Here is a 17,298-nt window from a genome sequence, read left to right as displayed (position 1 = left end):
CACCATGAGCGTAGTCACGAACACGACCACCATCGGCGCCATCGAAGCACCGAGCCGCCGCAACACCGAGCTTGCCCTGCTCGCCTTCGCCGTCGCCATCCCGGTGTTCGCGTACCTGAACGTCGGGCTCGCGCTCGACGGCAAGGTGCCCGCGGGCATGCTCGGTTACGGCCTCGGCCTCGGCCTGCTCGCCGGCGTCGCCCACCTCGTGGTGCGCAAATTCGCCCGCTACGCCGACCCGCTGCTGCTGCCGCTGGCGACGCTGCTCAACGGCCTCGGGCTGGTGCTGATCTGGCGTCTGGACCAGTCACCCAGGCTCATCCGGCTCGCCGAACTCAGCTACGGCGTCTTCAGTCCGTCCGCGACGAAGCAGCTGATGTACTCGGCGCTGGGCATCGCGCTCTTCGCGGCCGTCCTGATGCTCCTCAAGGATCACCGCATCCTCCAGCGCTACACGTACATCTCGATGGCCGCCGCGCTGTTCCTGCTGATCCTGCCCATGTTCTTCCCCGCCAGGAACGGCGCCAAGATCTGGATCAGCATCGCCGGCTTCAACGTCCAGCCCGGTGAGTTCGCGAAGATCATCATCGCGATCTTCTTCTCCGGCTACCTGATGGTCAAGCGCGATGCCCTGGCCCTGGCCAGCCGCCGCTTCATGGGGCTCTACCTCCCCCGAGGACGCGACCTCGGACCGATCCTCGGCATCTGGGCGCTCTCGATCCTCATCCTGGTGTTCGAGACCGACCTCGGTACCTCACTGCTCTTCTTCGGCCTCTTCGTGGTCATGCTCTACGTCGCCACCGAGCGCACCAGCTGGATCGTCTTCGGCCTGCTGATGTCGGTCGGCGGAGCCGTCGGCGTCGCCACCTTCGAACCGCACGTCCAGGCCCGCGTCAACGCCTGGCAGGACCCGTTCTCCTGCTACGCGACCGACGGCGCCTGCCAGCAGATCGGCGACGCCCTGCTGTCCTTCGGCTCCGGCGGCACGCTCGGCACGGGGCTCGGCCAGGGCAACTCCGACCTCATCGGCTTCGCCGCCAACGCCGACTTCATCCTCACCACCGTCGGCGAGGAGCTCGGCCTCGCCGGCACGATGGCGTTCCTGCTGCTGTACGGACTGATCGTGGAGCGCGGCGTACGTACCGCCCTCGCCGCCCGTGACCCCTTCGGCAAGCTCCTCGCCATCGGCCTCTCCAGCGCCTTCGCCATCCAGGTCTTCGTGGTCGCGGGCGGCGTCATGGGGCTCATCCCGCTGACCGGTATGACCATGCCGTTCGTCGCGGCCGGCGGCTCCTCCGTACTCGCCAACTGGGCCCTGATCGGCATCCTGATCCGTATCAGCGACACCGCGCGCCGGCCCGCCCCGGCCCCGGCACCCTCACCCGACGCCGAGATGACCCAGGTGGTCCGACCGTGAACAAGCCCCTGCGCCGCATCGCGATCTTCTGCGGGCTGCTCGTCCTCGCGCTGCTGCTCCGGGACAACTGGCTCCAGTACGTCCGCGCCGACGAGCTGAACTCGCACACGAACAACCGCCGCGTCCTGATCGAGCGGTACAGCAACGAGCGCGGCAACATCATCGTCGACGGCAAGCCCATCACCGGCTCCGTCAAGACGGACGACACCGACTTCGTCTACAAGCGCACCTACACCAACGGGCCCATGTGGGCGCCCGTCACCGGCTACGCCTCGCAGGCCTTCGACGCCAACCAGATCGAGAAGATCGAAGACGGCATCCTCACCGGCAACGACGACCGGCTCTTCTTCGACCGCACCATGAGCATGTTCACCGGCGAGGAGAAGAAGGGCGGCAACGTCGTCACCACCCTGAGCGGCGCCGCCCAGAAGGCAGCCTTCGAGGGACTCGGCGACAAGAAGGGCGCCGTCGCCGCGATCGACCCCCAGACGGGCAAGATCCTGGCGCTGGCCTCCACCCCCAGCTACGACCCCTCCACGTTCGCCGGGAACAGCAGCAAGGACACCAAGGCCTGGGTCGGCCTGGACAAGAAGAACAACCCCGACGACCCGATGCTCAACCGCGCGCTGCGCCAGACCTACCCGCCCGGCTCCACCTTCAAGGTGGTCACCGCGGCCGCCGCCCTGGAGCACGGCCAGGTGACGGACATCGACGCGGCCACCGACAGCCCGCTGCCGTGGATCATGCCCGGGACCACCACCCCGCTGCCGAACGAGGGCAACATCCCCTGCGAGAACGCCACGCTGCGCACCGCGCTGCGCGTCTCCTGCAACACCGTCTTCGGCAAGCTCGGCGCGGACCTCGGCAAGGACAAGATGCTGGAGACCGCGAAGAAGTTCGGCTTCAACCAGGAGCAGTTCATCCCGGTACGCGCCGACGCCTCGATCTTCCCCGAGGAGCTGAACACCTCGCAGACCGCGCTCTCCTCGATCGGCCAGTTCGACACCCGTACCACCCCGCTCCAGATGGCCATGGTCACCGCCGCGATCGCCAATGACGGCAAGCTGATGAAGCCGTACATGATCGACCGCCTTGAGTCGCCGAACGTGGACGTGCTCGACAAGACCGAGCCCGAGGAGCTGAGCCGCCCCCTCACCCAGGAGAACGCGCAGAAGCTCCAGAGCATGATGGAGACGGTCGTCAACGAGGGCACCGGACAAAAGGCGCGCATTCCGAACGTGACCGTCGGCGGCAAGACCGGTACCGCCCAGCACGGCGAGAACAACAGCAAGAACCCGTACGCCTGGTTCATCTCGTACGCCAAGGCGGACAACGGCTCCCCCGTCGCCGTCGCGGTCGTCGTCGAGGACAGCAACGCGAGCCGCGACGACATCTCCGGCGGCGGCCTCGCGGCCCCCATCGCGAAGAGCGTGATGAAGGCGGTTCTCGACAGCAAGAAGTGACGCCGGTCACGGCTGACGTCCATTCCTGCACATTGCGATACCGGTCGTATATCAGGTGACCGTTACGGGCCAACCGCATGCGGCGTGCCCGGTAGCGTAGGCGCGAACAGCACACCGCCGGACCACACACCGGTGCGGTCGGGACTGACGGAGAGGGCTGGAACGTTATGGAAGAGCCGCGTCGCCTCGGCGGCCGGTACGAGCTGGGCTCGGTGCTCGGCCGTGGTGGCATGGCGGAGGTCTACCTCGCGCATGACACCCGGCTCGGTCGCACCGTCGCCGTGAAGACGCTCCGGGCGGACCTCGCCCGCGATCCGTCTTTCCAGGCCCGGTTCCGCCGAGAGGCCCAGTCGGCCGCCTCGCTCAACCACCCGGCGATCGTCGCGGTCTACGACACCGGCGAGGACTACGTCGACGGGGTGTCCCTCCCGTACATCGTGATGGAGCACGTCGACGGCTCGACCCTGAGAGAGCTGCTGCACTCCGGGCGCAGACTCCTGCCCGAGCGCACGCTGGAGATGACGGTCGGCATCCTCCAGGCTCTGGAGTACTCCCACCGCAACGGCATCGTCCACCGTGACATCAAGCCGGCGAACGTCATGCTGACGCGCACCGGCCAGGTCAAGGTCATGGACTTCGGCATCGCCCGCGCCATGGGCGACTCCGGCATGACGATGACGCAGACCTCCGCCGTCATCGGCACCGCCCAGTACCTCTCCCCCGAGCAGGCCAAGGGCGAGCAGGTCGACGCGCGCTCCGACCTCTACTCCACCGGCTGTCTGCTCTACGAACTGCTGACGGTCCGGCCCCCGTTCATCGGGGACTCCCCGGTGGCCGTCGCCTACCAGCACGTACGGGAAGAGCCGCAGACGCCCAGCGTCTTCGACCCGGAGATCACGCCCGAGATGGACGCGATCGTGCTGAAGGCCCTCGTCAAGGACCCCGACTACCGCTATCAGTCCGCCGACGAGATGCGCGCCGACATCGAGGCGTGCCTCGACGGCCAGCCCGTCGCCGCCACCGCTGCCATGGGCGCGGTCGGCTACGGCGGCGGCGGATACGGCGGCCCGCCGGACCAGGCGACGACGGCGATGCGCCAGGGAGACCCGGGCGGCCAGACGTCCATGCTCCCGCCCGTCGGGCCGGACGACGGCAGATACGGCGGCTACGACGACCGCCCGGCCCGGCGCCGGCAGAAGAAGTCCAACACCTCGACGATCCTGCTGGCGGTCGCGGGCGTCCTGGTACTGGTCGGCGCCATCCTGATCGGCAAGTCGGTCTTCGGCGACAACGGCGGCGGTGCCAGCGAGCTGGATGTCCCCCAGCTCGTCGGCAAGACGCTGACCGAGGCCGAACGGCTCGCGGACAACGCGAGCGTGAAGGTCGCGCAGTCCGGCTCGGAACGCTGCGACGTGCCCAAGGGCTCCATCTGCAGTCAGAACCCGGCCAGCGGCAGGATGAGCCAGGGCGAGACCATCCAGGTCGTCGTCTCGGAGGGCGCTCCGCAGGTCAAGGTCCCGGATGTCGTCGACAAGAAGAAGCAGAGTGCGACGGACATCCTGGAGGCCGAGAACTTCACGGTCGACTACAAGCAGGAGGAGTCCGAGGAGGACCCCGGGACGGTGCTCTCGCAGGACCCGGCGGGCGGCTCCATGGTCGAGAAGGCGTCCAAGATCACGCTGACGATCGCCTCGCAGAGCCAGATTCCGGTTCCTCCGGTGGTCGGCGGACTCTACGACGACGCGCAGAACCAGCTGCAACAGCTCGGCTTCACGGTCGTACGGAACGACGTGGACTCGCCGCAGCCCCTGGGTCAGGTTCTTGAGCAGGACCCGCAGGGCGGCACCAAGGCGGCCAAGGGCTCCCAGGTCACCCTGAAGGTCTCCAAGGGCCCGCAGCAGGAGAAGGTCCGGATCCCCGAGGTCCGCGGGAAGACGTTCGGAGAGATACAGGGCACGCTCCAGGGCATGGGCCTCAATGTCGCCCTCGCGCCGAACTCACCGAACGACCCCAATGCCTTGGTGATAGCCAGCGATCCCCAGCCTGGTCAGGAAGTCAACAAGAACGACACCGTCACCCTGACCACCGTGGGCGGCCAGGGCAACAACAACGGAGGCGGCGGCAACAACGGGGACAACAACGGAGGCGGCTTCTTCGGCGGCCCCTCCGGCGCCAACTTCCGTAAGGACTGACAAGCAGGACAGGCTGAACGCGAACAGCCCCGGCTCCTTGTACAAGGAGCCGGGGCTGTTCCGTACCGTGCCTGGGCCGGACAGGACCTAGCCGAGCTCGGGCGGGGGCGTGCGGTTCTTGTCGACCTTCTCCGTACGCTCCAGCTCGGCCCAGACGATGTAGCGGTAGTCCGAGGTGTAGATCGGCGTGCAGGTCGTCAGAGTGAGATAGCGGCCGGCCTTCTTCTTCCCCGACTCCTTGGGCACCGGCTGGAGTACGTCCACGTTGTACTTCGAGGTCTTCGGAAGCTCCTTGAAGACCTTGTAGATGTACCAGGTGTCGCGGGTCTCGAAGACGACCGGATCACCGGTCTTGAGCTTGTGGATGTTGTGGAACCTCGCCCCGTGGCCGTCCCGGTGCGCGGCCAGCGTGAAGTTGCCCTTCGCGTCCCAGGGGAGGGCCGACTTGACGGGTTCGGTGTAGTAGCCGGCGATCCCGTCGTTCAGCGACGAGGTCGTGGTGCCCTTCTTGACCAGCACCTCGCGGCTGTCCATCGCCGGAACGTGCAGAAAGCCGATGCCGTCCTCGGAGTCGTAGGCCCGGGGGGCCCCGTCCGGCTTCTTCTCCTGCGCCCAGTTATGACGTACGTCGTCGCCCTGCTTGGCGGCCTCGCGATCGGCCAGAACGTTCGTCCACCACAGCGAGTAGACGACGAAGAGACCGAGCACCACGCCCGCGGTGATGAGCAGTTCGCCGAAGACGCTGACGGCGGACGCGAGCGGGCTCCTGGAACGGCGGGCCCGTACTGGAGCCGAGGCGGTGGCCGCGTCCGACAGCGGCGGTGCGTCGGCCTGCTCGTCGTGCTCGGTACTCGCTGCCACCGCACCCGTCCCCAAGTCCCTGAAATGTGTCCGCGCCCGGATCGGCGTCAGCCGACGAGAGCGTCGGGCTTGCCCTTGCTGCGCGGCCGTTCGTCCACCATTTTGCCCCACACGATCATTCGATAGGTACTGGTGAACTCCGGGGTACACGTCGTCAGCGTGATGTAGCGACCGGGCTCCGTGAACCCCGAACCGGGCGGCACCGGACCGATCACGCTCACATTCGACGGCGACGTCTGCGGAAGGATGCTGGCCATGGCGTATGTGTAGTACGCGTCGCGCGTCTCGACGATGATCTCGTCGCCGGGCTTCAACTGGTTGATGTAGCGGAAGGGTTCGCCATGGGTGTTGCGGTGGCCGGCCACCGCGAAGTTGCCCTGTTTGTCGGCGGGCATCGCCGTCTTGAGACGGCCCTCCGCGTAATGGCCGACCATTCCGTGGTCGAGGACCTTCGACTTGCTGATGCCCTCGGCGATCGGCACGACGACGTCCAGCTTCGGGATATGCATGATGGCGAAGCCCTGCCCCGGCTCGAAGGCGCCCGGCTGCCGCTCCTGCGTCCAGCTGTCCTGGATCTTGTTCGTCTCCTTGCCGGCGTACTGGTCGGCCCGGACGTTCGTCCACCAGAGCTGGTACGTGACGAACAGCAGCATCAGGACGCCGAAGGTGATGAACAGCTCGCCGACCACCCGGCTGGCGATGACGGCGGGGCTCTCCTTCTGGGCACGCGCCGCGCGCCGCGCTTCGACCCGGGAGAGCGGCCGGGCGGGCGCCGGCTCCTCGGAGCCGTGCCCTGCGTCGGCCCCGGCGGTTTCCGCGCGTCTACGGCCCCGGCCACCGCCCTTGGCGGCCCTGCGCCGCTCGGCCCGGCCCCCCGTCACGGGCTCCGGCTCGGCCGCCCGGCCCGTGTCCGCCGCCCGGCGCGTGTCCGCCGTCCGGAGTCCGACGGTCTGATCGTCCAGCCGGGGCTCGGGTACGGGTATCAGGGCCGGGTCGGCCGTCGGCGTCGCACCGTCCGCGTAGTACGAGGGGGCGCCGGACTCCGGTCCCCTGGGCGGCTCCGCCGCGTACTGGCGGTAGTAGTCACCGGACCACTCAGGCCCTGGGGCCGTGGCTTCCGGTACGGGCTCCGGCTGCCGGGGGCCCCGGTGCCGCCCCTGCTTCCGTACCGGCTGCGGTCCTTGATCCTGGACCTGCCCCTGCCCCCGCCCCTGTACTTGTCCCGCTTGTACTGGTCCCGGTTGTCCCGGTTGTCCCGGGAGCGGATCCTTCAGTGGGTCCGCCAGCCCGTCCACCGCCGCCTCGAACGCTCCGGAGACCTCGTACCCTCCCTGCTCGTACGAGGCTCCGTAACCCGCTTCGTGTTCGGGGCGGAGTGCCGTCACGCGAACGCCTTGCCCACCACCGGCGCCAGTCCCGTCGACCGGCCCACCGCACCCGGATCGCCGCACTGCGCCAGCCAGTTGGCCAGCATCAGATGCCCGTGTTCGGTCAGGACCGACTCCGGGTGGAACTGCACGCCCTCGACGGCCAGTTCACGGTGGCGTACGCCCATGATGATGCCGTCCGCGGTGCGCGCCGTGACCTCCAGCTCGGCAGGCAGCGTGGCGGGCTCCGCCGCGAGCGAGTGATACCGGGTCGCGGTGAACGGCGAAGGCAGCCCGGCGAAGACGCCCTTGCCCTCGTGGGTGACGAGCGACGTCTTGCCGTGCAGCAGCTCGGGGGCGCGGCCGACGACACCGCCGTACGCCACCGCCATCGACTGCATACCGAGGCAGACCCCGAAGACGGGCACCGACGTCTCGGCGCAGTGACGCACCATCTCGACGCAGACACCGGCCTGTTCGGGCGTGCCCGGCCCGGGGGACAGCAGAACGCCGTCGAAGCCGTCCTGGGCGTGAGCGGTCGTCACCTCGTCGTTGCGCAGCACCTCGCACTCGGCGCCGAGCTGGTAGAGGTACTGGACGAGGTTGAAGACGAAGCTGTCGTAGTTGTCGACGACGAGAACGCGCGCGCTCATCCGGCCGCCCCCGCTCCCTCTCCGTCAACCGTCACATCGTTGAACGGCAGCAGCGGCTCCGCCCACGGGAAGACGTACTGGAACAGCACATAGACGACGGCGAGCGCCAACAGGAGCGAGATCGCCGCCCGCAGCCACACGTTGCCCGGCAGATGCCGCCAGATCCAGCCGTACATGCTGTCCCTTCCGTCCGGTACCGCGCCAGGCGGTACGGCACCAGACTAAAGGGCTCCACCGACACATGGGCGGTTCATCGGTCAGCTGCACAGAGGTTCGGGGTTGCTCTTCGTCACAAGAGCCGGCGAACCGCCGGCCGTCCCCTACCCGACCGGCTCCGCGTAGTGCAGATCCACCGTGCCCGTGTAGCCCGGCAGCGTCTCCTTGTCGCGCTCGTCGACCTTCCAGCCGAGGCCGTACGCCTTGACGTACAGCTGGTAGTTCTGGATCGCCGGGGCGTCCGCGAGCGCCTTGCGGAGCTTGCCCTGGTCACCAACAGCGGTGATCTTGTAGGGCGGCGAGTAGACGCGGCCCTGGAGGATCAGCGTGTTCCCCACGCACCGCACGGCGCTGGTGGAGATCAGCCGCTGGTCCATGACGCGGATGCCCTCCGCGCCGCCCTTCCACAGGGCGTTGACGACGGCCTGCAGATCCTGCTGGTGGATGACGAGGTCATTGGGCTGCGGCTCCGGATAGCCGGGGTTGGCCGTGGCGTTCGGGGGCGCGTCGTCGAGAGTGACGGTGAGCGACTGACCGGTGACCTTCTTGGTGCCCGCGGCCTCCTCCAGGGCGTTCAGCCTGTCCTCCTCGGCCGCGGTGGTGCCGTGGTCGCGGCTGACGAGGGTGTCGATGTCCTGCCGTACCGCCGCGTTGGCATCGCCCAGTTCGGCGTTCTTGCGGTCGCGTTCGTGGATCAGGTCGGAGAGCTTGAGCAGCGAGGTGTCGGTACGGATGTTGGTGCCCTTGGCCGTGTTGAAGCTGGTCACGAAGATCAGCCCGGCGAGGGCGAAGACGGCAGCCGTGAGCAGCCGGACGGGCCGCCTGTTCGGTCGGCGGACCGGCCCTGGGGGAGAGTCGGCGGAATTGCTCAACGTACCCTTATCTCCTTAGGCGCCACGGAAGCACTACGCTAACGGACGCCCGGGGGCGGCGGTGTTCCCCCTGCTCTCCGCCCCGGCACACCGTTTCAGTCCCCCTGCGCGGTCACGCAGCGCATCGACAGGAGAGTCCCTCGTGCCGAAGTCACGTATCCGCAAGAAGGCCGAGTTCACGCCGCCTCCGGCCGCGAAGCAGACGGCCACCATCAAGCTGACCAACCGGAGCTGGGTGGCCCCGGTCATGCTTGCCCTGTTCCTGATCGGCCTGGCCTGGATCGTCGTCTTCTATGTGACCGAGGGCGATCTTCCGCTGCAGAGCTTCGGGAACTGGAACATCGTGGTCGGGTTCGGCTTCATCGCCGCCGGCTTCGGTGTCTCGACCCAGTGGAAGTAGCGGGTCCACCGCTCCGCCGTCAAGCTCTACCCCTACTTATCCACAACGTTGTCCACAGCAGGGGAAAAGGTCAGACGATCTGTGGATAACTCCACGGGACGTTGACGCCGGTGTGACTGCATCCGCCATTCTGATGATGCGCTCGCCCCTTGTCGCCGCTGGTCAAACCCACACCGGCGACAAGGGGCACGCACGTTCCCCACAGGATGCACAAGATCCGCCACACACTGTGGACAACTGTGGAGTACGGGCCGTCCGCACAGGGTCACGCTGAGCTGAGCCGGACGGATCAGGTGAGCGAGGCCGTTCTGGCCACGACGATCACGACCGTCGCCACCAGCACCAGCGCGCAGGTCCCGTACTGCACGAGAGCCCGCCGCTCGCGAGGCGCGTGCACCATCCCTATGGCGATCACCACGCCCGCCACCAGCCCGCCGACATGTGCCTCCCAGGCGATGTTGGACCAGGTGAAGGTGAAGAGCAGGTTCAGCGCCAGCAGGACGAGGACCGGCCGCATGTCGTAGTTGAGCCGCCGCATCAGTACGACGGTCGCGCCGAGCAGCCCGAAGATCGCGCCGGACGCGCCCAGCGAGAACTGGTTGGGTGCGGCGAGGAGATACGTGAGGGCGCTGCCGGCCAGCCCGGAGAGCAGATAGAGCGCCAGAAAGCGGACACGGCCCAGCGCCGCCTCCAGCGGCCCGCCGAGCCACCACAGCCCGAGCATGTTGAAGGCGATGTGCCAGATCTCCTGGTGCAGGAACATGGCCGTGACCAGCCGGTACCACTGGCCGTCCGCGACGCCGACGACACCGATGTGGTCAGGGCTGAAGGCATAGCCGATGAGGGCGAGGTCCTCGACGAGCCGGTTGCGGTCGCCCACCGCGAAGACGGCGATGAACAGCGCGACATTGATGCCCAGCAGGATCTTGGTGATCAGCCGGGGGTCGGCCGCGATCGTGCCGCCGGCGAGGGTCCGCGGCCGGTTGGCGGTCGCGCCGTGCCCCGTACCCGAGCCCTGCCGGACGCATTCCGGGCACTGGAAGCCGACAGAGGCACTGATCATGCACTCGGGGCAGATGGGGCGCTCGCAGCGCGTGCAGCGTATGCCCGTCTCCCGGTCCGGATGCCGGTAACAGTTGGGCAGGCCTTCGGTGACGGCAGGCTGGTCCTGGCCTCCGTGGCCGCCTGGCGGGTGGTCCATCGGTCCCCTCGGTCCTCGTGACGGCGGACAGTGCGCGGCACGGCACAGCGCACCGCCCCGCCCGTCCGGTATGTAACCACTACGGACGGGCAGGGCGGGATGGTTCCCCGAACCGGGGAACCGGACAGTGTGCGAGCGGGTCAGCGCGTCTCGACGACGACCGACTCGATCACGACCTCCTGGAGCGGGCGGTCGGTGCGCGGGTTGGTCTGGGTACCGCCGATGGCGTCCACGACCTTCTTGCCGGCCTCGCTGGTGACCTCGCCGAAGATGGTGTGCTTCCGGTTCAGCCAGGAGGTCGGCGCCAGGGTGATGAAGAACTGCGAGCCGTTGGTCCCCGGGCCCGCGTTGGCCATCGCCAGCAGGTAGGGCCTGTCGAAGCCGAGGTCCGGGTGGAACTCGTCCTCGAACTGGTAGCCGGGGCCACCGGTGCCGTTGCCCAGCGGGTCCCCGCCCTGGATCATGAAGCCACTGATCACGCGGTGGAAGACGGTGCCGTCGTACAGCCTGTCCGTGGTCTTCTGACCGGTCTCCGGGTTGACCCACTCCCGCTCGCCCTGCGCGAGCTCGACAAAGTTCTTGACCGTCTTCGGCGCGTGGTTCGGCAGGAGCCGGACCTCGATGTCGCCGTGGTTGGTCTTCAGGGTGGCGTAAAGCTGCTCGGCCACGATCTGCCTTCCGTAAGTCTTCTCTGACCCTCACGATCCTCGCACGGAAGGCGTGATCGCCGCCCGGCCACTGCCCTCGAACAGGCTTTACGCCCGTCTTGGGGCGGTTTCGGGGCCGGATGGAGGCGGCGAGAAGAGGGAACGAGACGCGGGGAGACGTGCCGGGGCGACCGCGGAAGCGAGAGACAAAGCGACGAGAGGCCCGAGTTCAGGGCAGCCGAATGCGAGCAGTCGCGGAGAGGGCGGTGTGGTCACGCCGGAACCCGCGCATGCTGGAGAGAGGCATGACATCGTCGCCCGCGAATATGTACGTACGGAATGTACGCATAGGACCGCGATGTCCGGACATCACCCACGTCGCATTCCATGACCCGGATGCCCGCAACGCATGCCGAGACCGAACCCAGCAGGCATGATCTCGAAAAGGGTGGATAGGCGAAATACGGAACGCCACCGAGGAGGATGATCCTGTGACCCGCATGGACAGCGTGCGCGCCGCTACCGGTTCGGCGAAGGAAAGCGTGCAGCACGCCGCGGTAGTGGTGGCCCCTTACGCCGGTACGGCCAAGGAACAGGCCGCTCTGGCCAAGGAACAGGCCGCGATCTACGCCCGCGAGGCGCGTGTACGGCTCGCGCCGACAGTATCGAAGGCCGCTCAGCAGGCTCGTGTGCAGTACGGCGCCCATGTGGCGCCCCGGGTACCCCCAAAGGTCGATGAAGCCGCCCACCGCGCCGCGGTGCGCACTCGTCAGGCCGCCCGTCAGGCGGCGGATTACACGGTGCCGCGAGTGAATCAGGCGATGGCCACCGCACAGCCGGTGGCCGAACAGGCCGCGGCACGTTCCGCGGCCGCCCTGGCCGCTCTGCGCGGGCAGGTCACGGCGAAAGAAATCCAGAAGCTGGTGAGGAAGCATGAACGGCGGGCCAGGGCCGGCCGGTTGGCCAAGGGCCTGGCGGTCCTCGGCGTGCTGGCCGGTGGGGCTTTCGCCGCCTGGAAGTGGTGGGACAAGCAGGCGAATCCGGACTGGCTCGTGGAGCCGCCGGCCGCTACCGAGGTCTCGGAGCGTGGTCCGCTGACGTCCGTGGACGGCAGCCATGTGGTCGATCCGCTGGATCCGGAGGTCCAGGCGAAGCAGGCCGAGGCCGAGGCGTCGGAGAACGACCGGGACGACCGTCCCTGATCAGACAGACCACGGAGACCACGGAGACCACGGAGACCACGGAGACCAGGGAGATCGCAGACCGGGCGTGGCACTCGCCGCGCCTGTAGTCCTTGTCCCCTGCGCTCTTGCCGTCTGCCCTCTTGTCGACCGCACTCACAGGCTCGTCGACCGCGTTCTTGCTGTTCGCGTTCTTGCTGTCCGCGTTCTTGTTGTTCGCGTCGTCCTCGTCGCGCCACCGGCGTACGGGGTTCGGTGACGGGCGCACCGGAGGTGAAGGGCGCCGGGAGACCACGGGGTTCCCGGCGCCTCATGCCGCGACGAGTGCCGCGTCGGCGGCGTACGCGCTCACCTGTGCCGCTCGGGCATCGGCCTCGCTCGGCGCGGTCGCCGGCAGATGACGGACCGAGGGTGACGAGCCGTGCGCCTCCGCGTGGATACGCTGTTTGATCGTGGGCGGCAGCGACCGGCCGCGTGGCAGCGACCTGGGTACGGTCGCCCTGGCCGGAGTGGCCTCGGTGACGTGGTGCGCGGCGGCGGGAGCCGGCGCGGGCTGCTCGGCCGGCTGCTGCACGGCGTTGCCGGCGGCAGCGGCCGGGGCGGTCAGCCCCAGGGAGGCGAGCACCGCGAAGAACGCGGTGATGAAGACAGTCCACAGTTTCTTGACCTTGAAGGCGGCCATGACCCCTCGCTTTCGGGTTGAGCGGTTTACATACCTTCCTCATGATGTGGACGCATCTTGAAAATCCACGGAGCTACGCCGCCGTCCGGCAGTTCTTCGGATGAACACCACTCGTACGGTCCAACCGGCCCCGCTGATCCGCGGTCGGAGCGCGCCCGAAGCCGTACCCGAAACAGCGCTCGCTCCTCGCTGACCGACGCGTAGCAGCGCACGTCAGCGCCCCTCCGGCGACTCCGTCCCGCCCCTCCACGCCGGCCGAGGCACGACTTTCGCTCCGCCGCCACCCGAAGCGATCGCCGCCGGGCGGGCCCCACCACCTGCTCGGCCGCGCGGCGTCACCCGCCTGCCGCTCAGAGCGCGCCGTATCGGCACAAACCGGAAAAGCTGATGCTCGGCCCGCCCCTAGGTCCGTCTTCGGCCCGCCGCTCGGCCCGCCCTACCGGCAGAAGAGAAAGAGAGAACGCCATGACGCTGCGCCCGTCCCGAGAGCTCATACGCTCGCGGCCCGTCGCCGCCCTCGCCTCTGTGTGCTCCGTGGCGGCGCTCACCGCGCCCGCCGTCGCCGACGGCGCTTCCAACGGTTCGGGCGCCGGAGGCGGCATAGCCAAGCCGACCGTGGTGCTGGTGCACGGCGCGTTCGCCGACGCCTCCGGGTGGGACGGGGTGGTGGAGCGGCTTCAGCGCGACGGCTATCCCGTCATAGCCCCGGCGAATCCGCTGCGCGGGCTGGCCAGTGACTCCGCCTATGTCGCAAGCGTGCTGAAGAGCGTCAAGGGACCGGTCATCCTCGCCGGCCACTCCTACGGCGGTGCGGTGATCGGCGAGGCCGCCGCCGGCAACCGCAACGTCAAAGCGCTCGTCTACATCTCGGCGTTCATGCCGGACAAGGGGGAGACGCTGGGGGCGCTGGGCGCGAAGTTCCCCGGCAGCGAGCTCAATCCGGCGCTCAGACAGGTGCCGTTCCGGAACGGCGACGGCACGACGGGCACCGATCTGTACATCAAGCCCGACAAGTTCCACCAGGTCTTCGCCGCGGACCTCGCGGCCTCCACCGCCGCGCAGATGGCCGCCACCCAGCGCCCGATCAGCGCCGTGGCCTTCACCGAGAAGGCCGGCGCCGCCGCCTGGAAGACCATCCCGTCCTGGTTCCTGGTCGCCACCAAGGACCGCGCGATAGCCCCGGACCTGGAGCGCTTCGAGGCCAAACGGGCGGGCTCCCACACCATCGAGGTGAATTCCTCGCACGTGGCGATGATCTCCCACCCCGGGACCGTCACCAGCCTCATCCTCGACGCCGTCCGCACCGAGGCCTCCGGCACCCCGTCCCTGGCCACGACGGGCGGCACCGCCTCGACAACGGGGCTGATCGGCGTCGTCGCGATCGCCGCGGGCGTGGGCCTGATCGTGGCCGTACGCAGACACCAGGCACGCGACCGCTGACCGCCGACCGCTGCCCCCGAGGACCGGCACTCAACGCACAAGACCCCCTCTGGACCGCGTCCGCGCAGTTCAGAGGGGGTTACTTGCTCCCTGGTGTCCGAGCTGGGGTTAAAGGGCCTTCACCAGGCCCACGCTTGGAAGGCAGGTCAAGCCCGGAACGGGCCGCTAGTCATGGTTTGAGATGGTTTAGATAGGAAAGCTCAACCGGGCACTCGGGCTGCGGGCACGCCGACAGTTCGCAGAGCCGACAGACGACAGTCGCGTGGTCTGCGCTTCGAGGCAGGGCTTCAAGGACGGTGGCGAGGAGGCGTTCGAGATGCCGGCGGTCATCAGGGAGGAGCGGCGCCAGAACGGTCGCGAGCACCTTCGATCGGGCAGCTAGCACATCGGCCGCCCTTTCATGTCCCGCCGATGTCAGGGTCAGCGCGACGGCCCTACGGTCCTTGTCGGTCCGGCCACGACGGACGAGGCCGTGCGCCTCAAGCTGCGCCACCATCCGCACTGCCGCCGAGTGCGTCAGGCCGGTTCGGCGACCCACCTCCATGATGGTGATCCCCGGGTGGTCCGCCAGTTGCACCACCGCGGCATCCGCCGTCGTCACCCGGAGCTCATCAGCTACCGCGACACACAAGGCGCCAAGGAGGTTCTCGACTCGCAACTCATGTGCAACACTCATACACATATTGTCCGGCATTCCGAGGTGGTTGTCCAGATGACACGTGGTGTCTCGTTCGGTGTGGGGGCCGGTCTGCTCTGGGGTCTGGCCTTCGTCCTTCCGGATCTTGTTCCGCGCTGGTCGGCACTGGCGGTCACCACCGGTCGGTACCTGGCCTACGGGGCGGTGTCGGTTGTGGTCCTCACCGTCATCACACGGCGCCGGCCGGGCACGCTGGAAACGCTTCGCCGCCACTGGCGGCCCGCATTGGTGTTCGCGGCCACCGGCAACGTCGGCTACTACCTTCTCCTCGTGGTCGGCATCCAGGCGGTCGGCGCTCCCGTCGCCACAGTCGTCGTAGGGTCGACGCCGGTGGTGGTTGCGGCGGTGTCAAACATTCGCGAGCGCCTTTACGCGTGGCGCCGGATCGCGCCTCCTCTGATCCTGGTCGGCGTTGGCCTGGCAACGGTCAGCGGCCCGAACGTGCTGCGGCCGGCAGGGTCTTCCCTGGCCGCTGTGCTGGGCATCGCGGCAAGTGCGGGCGCGGTCGCTCTGTGGACGATCTACGGGATCGGCAACGCGACGTTCTTGCGCCGGCACCGCGAGATAGGAGGGTCCTCGTGGTCGGCGACCGTCGGGATCTTCACCGGCCTGCTCGCGTTGGCGCTTGTACCCATGGCTGTCCTTCTCGGACCTGTCGAGGCCGGCCGAGGGGTGACCGGTAGCGACATCGGGGGCATTGTCGCGGTAAGCGCCGTGCTGGGGTGCGTGGTCTCCTGGGGCGGTACGTGGTCGTGGAACGAAGCATCCAGCCGGTTGTCGACGACTTTCGCCGGCCTGCTCATCGCCACCGAAACGATCTCCGGATACACCTACTCCTACGTCCTCGACGCCCGCCTGCCCCCGTCGACAGAACTGCTTGGCCTCGGCCTTGTCGTTGCGGGTGTCGTTGCCGTCACAGGTATCCGCCCCCGAACCCCGTCCTCGCGGACGCCGGGGACCAACGGCTTCAGCACCCGAGCAGGTGCTGATGGTGCAGCTCAGCTCGGAGGCGGATGTGGTGGCACCCGCCATGCGGTCGCCGGCTCCCTTGATGCCCCTCGTACTGGCGGGCTCGGTGATTCCAGTGAGTCCGGACCTCGGCGCCGCCCCTCGGCACGCGACGCCGCCCCACCTATCCGCGCGGCCTCTAAGTCCGAAGTGGCGTCGAACCGCTGTTGCACCTGACCGGGGTGGACGGAGACCGGGCACTCGAACCCGCGCAGGTCGGTGGTGAGTTGGTCGAGGGCGGGGGCCGGCTGGGACGTTGCGGTACGAGACGTAGTTGAGCAGCCGCTGCCCCTTGGCGATACCGCCGTCCAATCCGGGGACCGGATACAGGACCGCTGGTCGGTTTTGCCGGCGAGTTGGAAGAGGTAGTCGCGTTCGTCTTCGCCCAGGCGCAGGGCGCCGGCCAGGACGTCGAGGACTCTCGGGGAGGCGCCGGCCAGACGGCGTTGCTCCAGCCGTGTCCAGTAGTCGGTGCTGATCGAGGCGAGCTGGGCCACCTCCTCGCGGCGCAGGCCCGGCACGCGGCGAGACTGCCCGGGTGTGAACAGGCCGACGTCCGCCGGGTCGAGGCGGCCGCGGTGCGCTTTGAGGAACGCGGCGAGTTCCCTGGGACGGTCCGTGTGTGCGCTCACGCCACTCGTCGTCTCCCATGGACAGACCGACATGAAGGGGTATGGCGAACCTAGGAAAGCTCTTTCCCAGGAAGACTCTTTCCCCTGGTCAGGGCGGTGAGGCCACCGAATACTCAAGACCGAGCCCGAGAGAACTTCCCCTGAAAGGAAGTCAGCCATGCGTATCGACATCACCTTTGACAGCCACGGCAACCGTCTGGCCGGCCACCTTTACCTCCCTGAGGGGCGTACCGGGGCGGCTCCGGGGATCGTCGTGGTCGGAGCCGCCTCCGGCACCAAGGAGCAGTCCCCGGCGGCCTACGGCGCCCGGCTCGCCGAACTCGGCTATGCGGCCCTGGCGTTCGACCACACCAGCTACGGCGACAGCGA

General features: G+C 68.3%; 17 protein-coding genes and 1 pseudogene. 8 read left to right on the top strand and 10 right to left on the bottom strand.

Features of this window, described 5'->3' with window-relative positions:
• The first annotated feature begins 4 nt into the window (after positions 1-4).
• The 3 genes from ACFRMN_RS09600 (at position 5) to pknB (ending at position 5,072) form a co-directional block, all read left to right on the top strand.
• Positions 5-1,417, top strand: a complete 1,413-nt coding sequence (locus ACFRMN_RS09600; RefSeq protein ID WP_383015872.1) for an FtsW/RodA/SpoVE family cell cycle protein — start codon at positions 5-7, stop codon at positions 1,415-1,417.
• Positions 1,414-2,880, top strand: coding sequence for a peptidoglycan D,D-transpeptidase FtsI family protein (locus ACFRMN_RS09595; RefSeq protein WP_383015869.1), 1,467 nt, complete (start codon positions 1,414-1,416; stop codon positions 2,878-2,880). Before ACFRMN_RS09600 ends, ACFRMN_RS09595 begins: the two co-directional genes overlap by 4 nt.
• A 167-nt stretch (positions 2,881-3,047) precedes the next feature.
• A complete protein-coding gene (pknB, locus tag ACFRMN_RS09590) occupies positions 3,048-5,072 on the top strand; it encodes a Stk1 family PASTA domain-containing Ser/Thr kinase (RefSeq protein ID WP_383015866.1) in 2,025 nt (674 codons plus the stop codon).
• A gap of 87 nt (positions 5,073-5,159) precedes the next feature.
• Here the strand turns inward: pknB and ACFRMN_RS09585 are convergent, their stop codons facing one another.
• The 5 genes from ACFRMN_RS09585 to ACFRMN_RS09565 all read right to left on the bottom strand — a co-directional run bounded on the left by ACFRMN_RS09585 (position 5,160) and on the right by ACFRMN_RS09565 (position 9,041).
• The gene (locus ACFRMN_RS09585; protein WP_383015864.1) at positions 5,160-5,933 is read right to left on the bottom strand and encodes a class E sortase; all 774 of its coding nucleotides are present in this window, start codon (positions 5,931-5,933) and stop codon (positions 5,160-5,162) included.
• A gap of 47 nt (positions 5,934-5,980) precedes the next feature.
• Entirely contained in the window at positions 5,981-7,318 is a 1,338-nt protein-coding gene (locus ACFRMN_RS09580) for a class E sortase (RefSeq protein WP_383015862.1), read from the bottom strand.
• Entirely contained in the window at positions 7,315-7,953 is a 639-nt protein-coding gene (locus ACFRMN_RS09575) for an aminodeoxychorismate/anthranilate synthase component II (RefSeq protein ID WP_383015860.1), read from the bottom strand. Before ACFRMN_RS09575 ends, ACFRMN_RS09580 begins: the two co-directional genes overlap by 4 nt.
• Positions 7,950-8,129 (bottom strand): hypothetical protein, encoded by a 180-nt coding sequence (locus ACFRMN_RS09570; protein WP_383015858.1) that lies wholly within the window; start codon positions 8,127-8,129, stop codon positions 7,950-7,952. Before ACFRMN_RS09570 ends, ACFRMN_RS09575 begins: the two co-directional genes overlap by 4 nt.
• A 144-nt stretch (positions 8,130-8,273) precedes the next feature.
• Positions 8,274-9,041, bottom strand: a complete 768-nt coding sequence (locus ACFRMN_RS09565; RefSeq protein ID WP_383015856.1) for a DUF881 domain-containing protein — start codon at positions 9,039-9,041, stop codon at positions 8,274-8,276.
• A 142-nt stretch (positions 9,042-9,183) separates the two neighbouring features.
• Here ACFRMN_RS09565 and crgA point away from each other — a divergent pair, with 142 nt between their 5' ends.
• Positions 9,184-9,441 carry a cell division protein CrgA gene (gene crgA, locus ACFRMN_RS09560; RefSeq protein WP_383015854.1) on the top strand — a complete coding sequence of 86 codons (258 nt, stop codon included), beginning with the start codon at positions 9,184-9,186 and terminating at the stop codon, positions 9,439-9,441.
• 289 nt (positions 9,442-9,730) lie between these two features.
• Here the strand turns inward: crgA and ACFRMN_RS09555 are convergent, their stop codons facing one another.
• Together ACFRMN_RS09555 and ACFRMN_RS09550 are read right to left on the bottom strand one after the other, a co-directional pair.
• Entirely contained in the window at positions 9,731-10,642 is a 912-nt protein-coding gene (locus tag ACFRMN_RS09555) for a rhomboid family intramembrane serine protease (protein WP_383015852.1), read from the bottom strand.
• 140 nt (positions 10,643-10,782) lie between these two features.
• Complete coding sequence (locus ACFRMN_RS09550) at positions 10,783-11,310, bottom strand: peptidylprolyl isomerase (protein WP_383015849.1); 528 nt, start codon at positions 11,308-11,310, stop codon at positions 10,783-10,785.
• Positions 11,311-11,780: 470 nt separating this feature from the next.
• Between ACFRMN_RS09550 and ACFRMN_RS09545 the strand changes: the two genes are divergently transcribed.
• The gene (locus ACFRMN_RS09545; RefSeq protein ID WP_383015846.1) at positions 11,781-12,491 is read left to right on the top strand and encodes a DUF5324 family protein; all 711 of its coding nucleotides are present in this window, start codon (positions 11,781-11,783) and stop codon (positions 12,489-12,491) included.
• 289 nt (positions 12,492-12,780) lie between these two features.
• Here the strand turns inward: ACFRMN_RS09545 and ACFRMN_RS09540 are convergent, their stop codons facing one another.
• Positions 12,781-13,152: a DUF6344 domain-containing protein gene (locus ACFRMN_RS09540; protein WP_383015843.1), complete on the bottom strand. Its 372-nt coding sequence runs from the start codon at positions 13,150-13,152 to the stop codon at positions 12,781-12,783.
• A 465-nt stretch (positions 13,153-13,617) separates the two neighbouring features.
• Here ACFRMN_RS09540 and ACFRMN_RS09535 point away from each other — a divergent pair, with 465 nt between their 5' ends.
• On the top strand, positions 13,618-14,592 hold the full coding sequence (locus tag ACFRMN_RS09535; RefSeq protein ID WP_383015840.1) for an alpha/beta fold hydrolase: 975 nt from the start codon (positions 13,618-13,620) through the stop codon (positions 14,590-14,592).
• A 169-nt stretch (positions 14,593-14,761) separates the two neighbouring features.
• On the opposite strand, the gene ACFRMN_RS09530 is transcribed toward ACFRMN_RS09535, so the two are convergent.
• Positions 14,762-15,268: a MarR family winged helix-turn-helix transcriptional regulator gene (locus ACFRMN_RS09530; RefSeq protein WP_383015837.1), complete on the bottom strand. Its 507-nt coding sequence runs from the start codon at positions 15,266-15,268 to the stop codon at positions 14,762-14,764.
• 36 nt (positions 15,269-15,304) lie between these two features.
• On the opposite strand from ACFRMN_RS09530, the gene ACFRMN_RS09525 reads away from it, so the two are divergent.
• Complete coding sequence (locus ACFRMN_RS09525) at positions 15,305-16,474, top strand: DMT family transporter (protein WP_383015834.1); 1,170 nt, start codon at positions 15,305-15,307, stop codon at positions 16,472-16,474.
• Between the two features lie 197 nt (positions 16,475-16,671).
• On the opposite strand, the pseudogene ACFRMN_RS09520 reads toward ACFRMN_RS09525, so the two are convergent.
• Positions 16,672-16,962 (bottom strand): annotated as a pseudogene (locus ACFRMN_RS09520) (helix-turn-helix domain-containing protein); the annotation flags it as partial.
• A gap of 124 nt (positions 16,963-17,086) precedes the next feature.
• On the opposite strand from ACFRMN_RS09520, the gene ACFRMN_RS09515 reads away from it, so the two are divergent.
• On the top strand, positions 17,087-17,298 hold a 212-nt coding region (locus ACFRMN_RS09515), incomplete at its 3' end, for an alpha/beta hydrolase (protein WP_383015831.1).

This window comes from Streptomyces sp. NPDC056835 (assembly GCF_042789485.1).
GTDB lineage: Bacteria > Actinomycetota > Actinomycetes > Streptomycetales > Streptomycetaceae > Streptomyces.
The sequence above is the reverse complement of the archived record's forward strand: the minus strand, read 5'-3'. Positions and strand labels throughout refer to the sequence as shown.

Coding starts and splice junctions, on each gene's coding strand:
- ACFRMN_RS09555 (WP_383015852.1), bottom strand. CDS start 10,642: ATGGACCACCCGCCAGGCGGCCACGGAGGCCAGGACCAGCCTGCCGTC.
- ACFRMN_RS09600 (WP_383015872.1), top strand. CDS start 5: ATGAGCGTAGTCACGAACACGACCACCATCGGCGCCATCGAAGCACCG.
- ACFRMN_RS09535 (WP_383015840.1), top strand. CDS start 13,618: ATGACGCTGCGCCCGTCCCGAGAGCTCATACGCTCGCGGCCCGTCGCC.
- ACFRMN_RS09575 (WP_383015860.1), bottom strand. CDS start 7,953: ATGAGCGCGCGCGTTCTCGTCGTCGACAACTACGACAGCTTCGTCTTC.
- pknB (WP_383015866.1), top strand. CDS start 3,048: ATGGAAGAGCCGCGTCGCCTCGGCGGCCGGTACGAGCTGGGCTCGGTG.
- ACFRMN_RS09540 (WP_383015843.1), bottom strand. CDS start 13,152: ATGGCCGCCTTCAAGGTCAAGAAACTGTGGACTGTCTTCATCACCGCG.
- ACFRMN_RS09570 (WP_383015858.1), bottom strand. CDS start 8,129: ATGTACGGCTGGATCTGGCGGCATCTGCCGGGCAACGTGTGGCTGCGG.
- ACFRMN_RS09525 (WP_383015834.1), top strand. CDS start 15,305: ATGACACGTGGTGTCTCGTTCGGTGTGGGGGCCGGTCTGCTCTGGGGT.
- ACFRMN_RS09530 (WP_383015837.1), bottom strand. CDS start 15,268: ATGAGTGTTGCACATGAGTTGCGAGTCGAGAACCTCCTTGGCGCCTTG.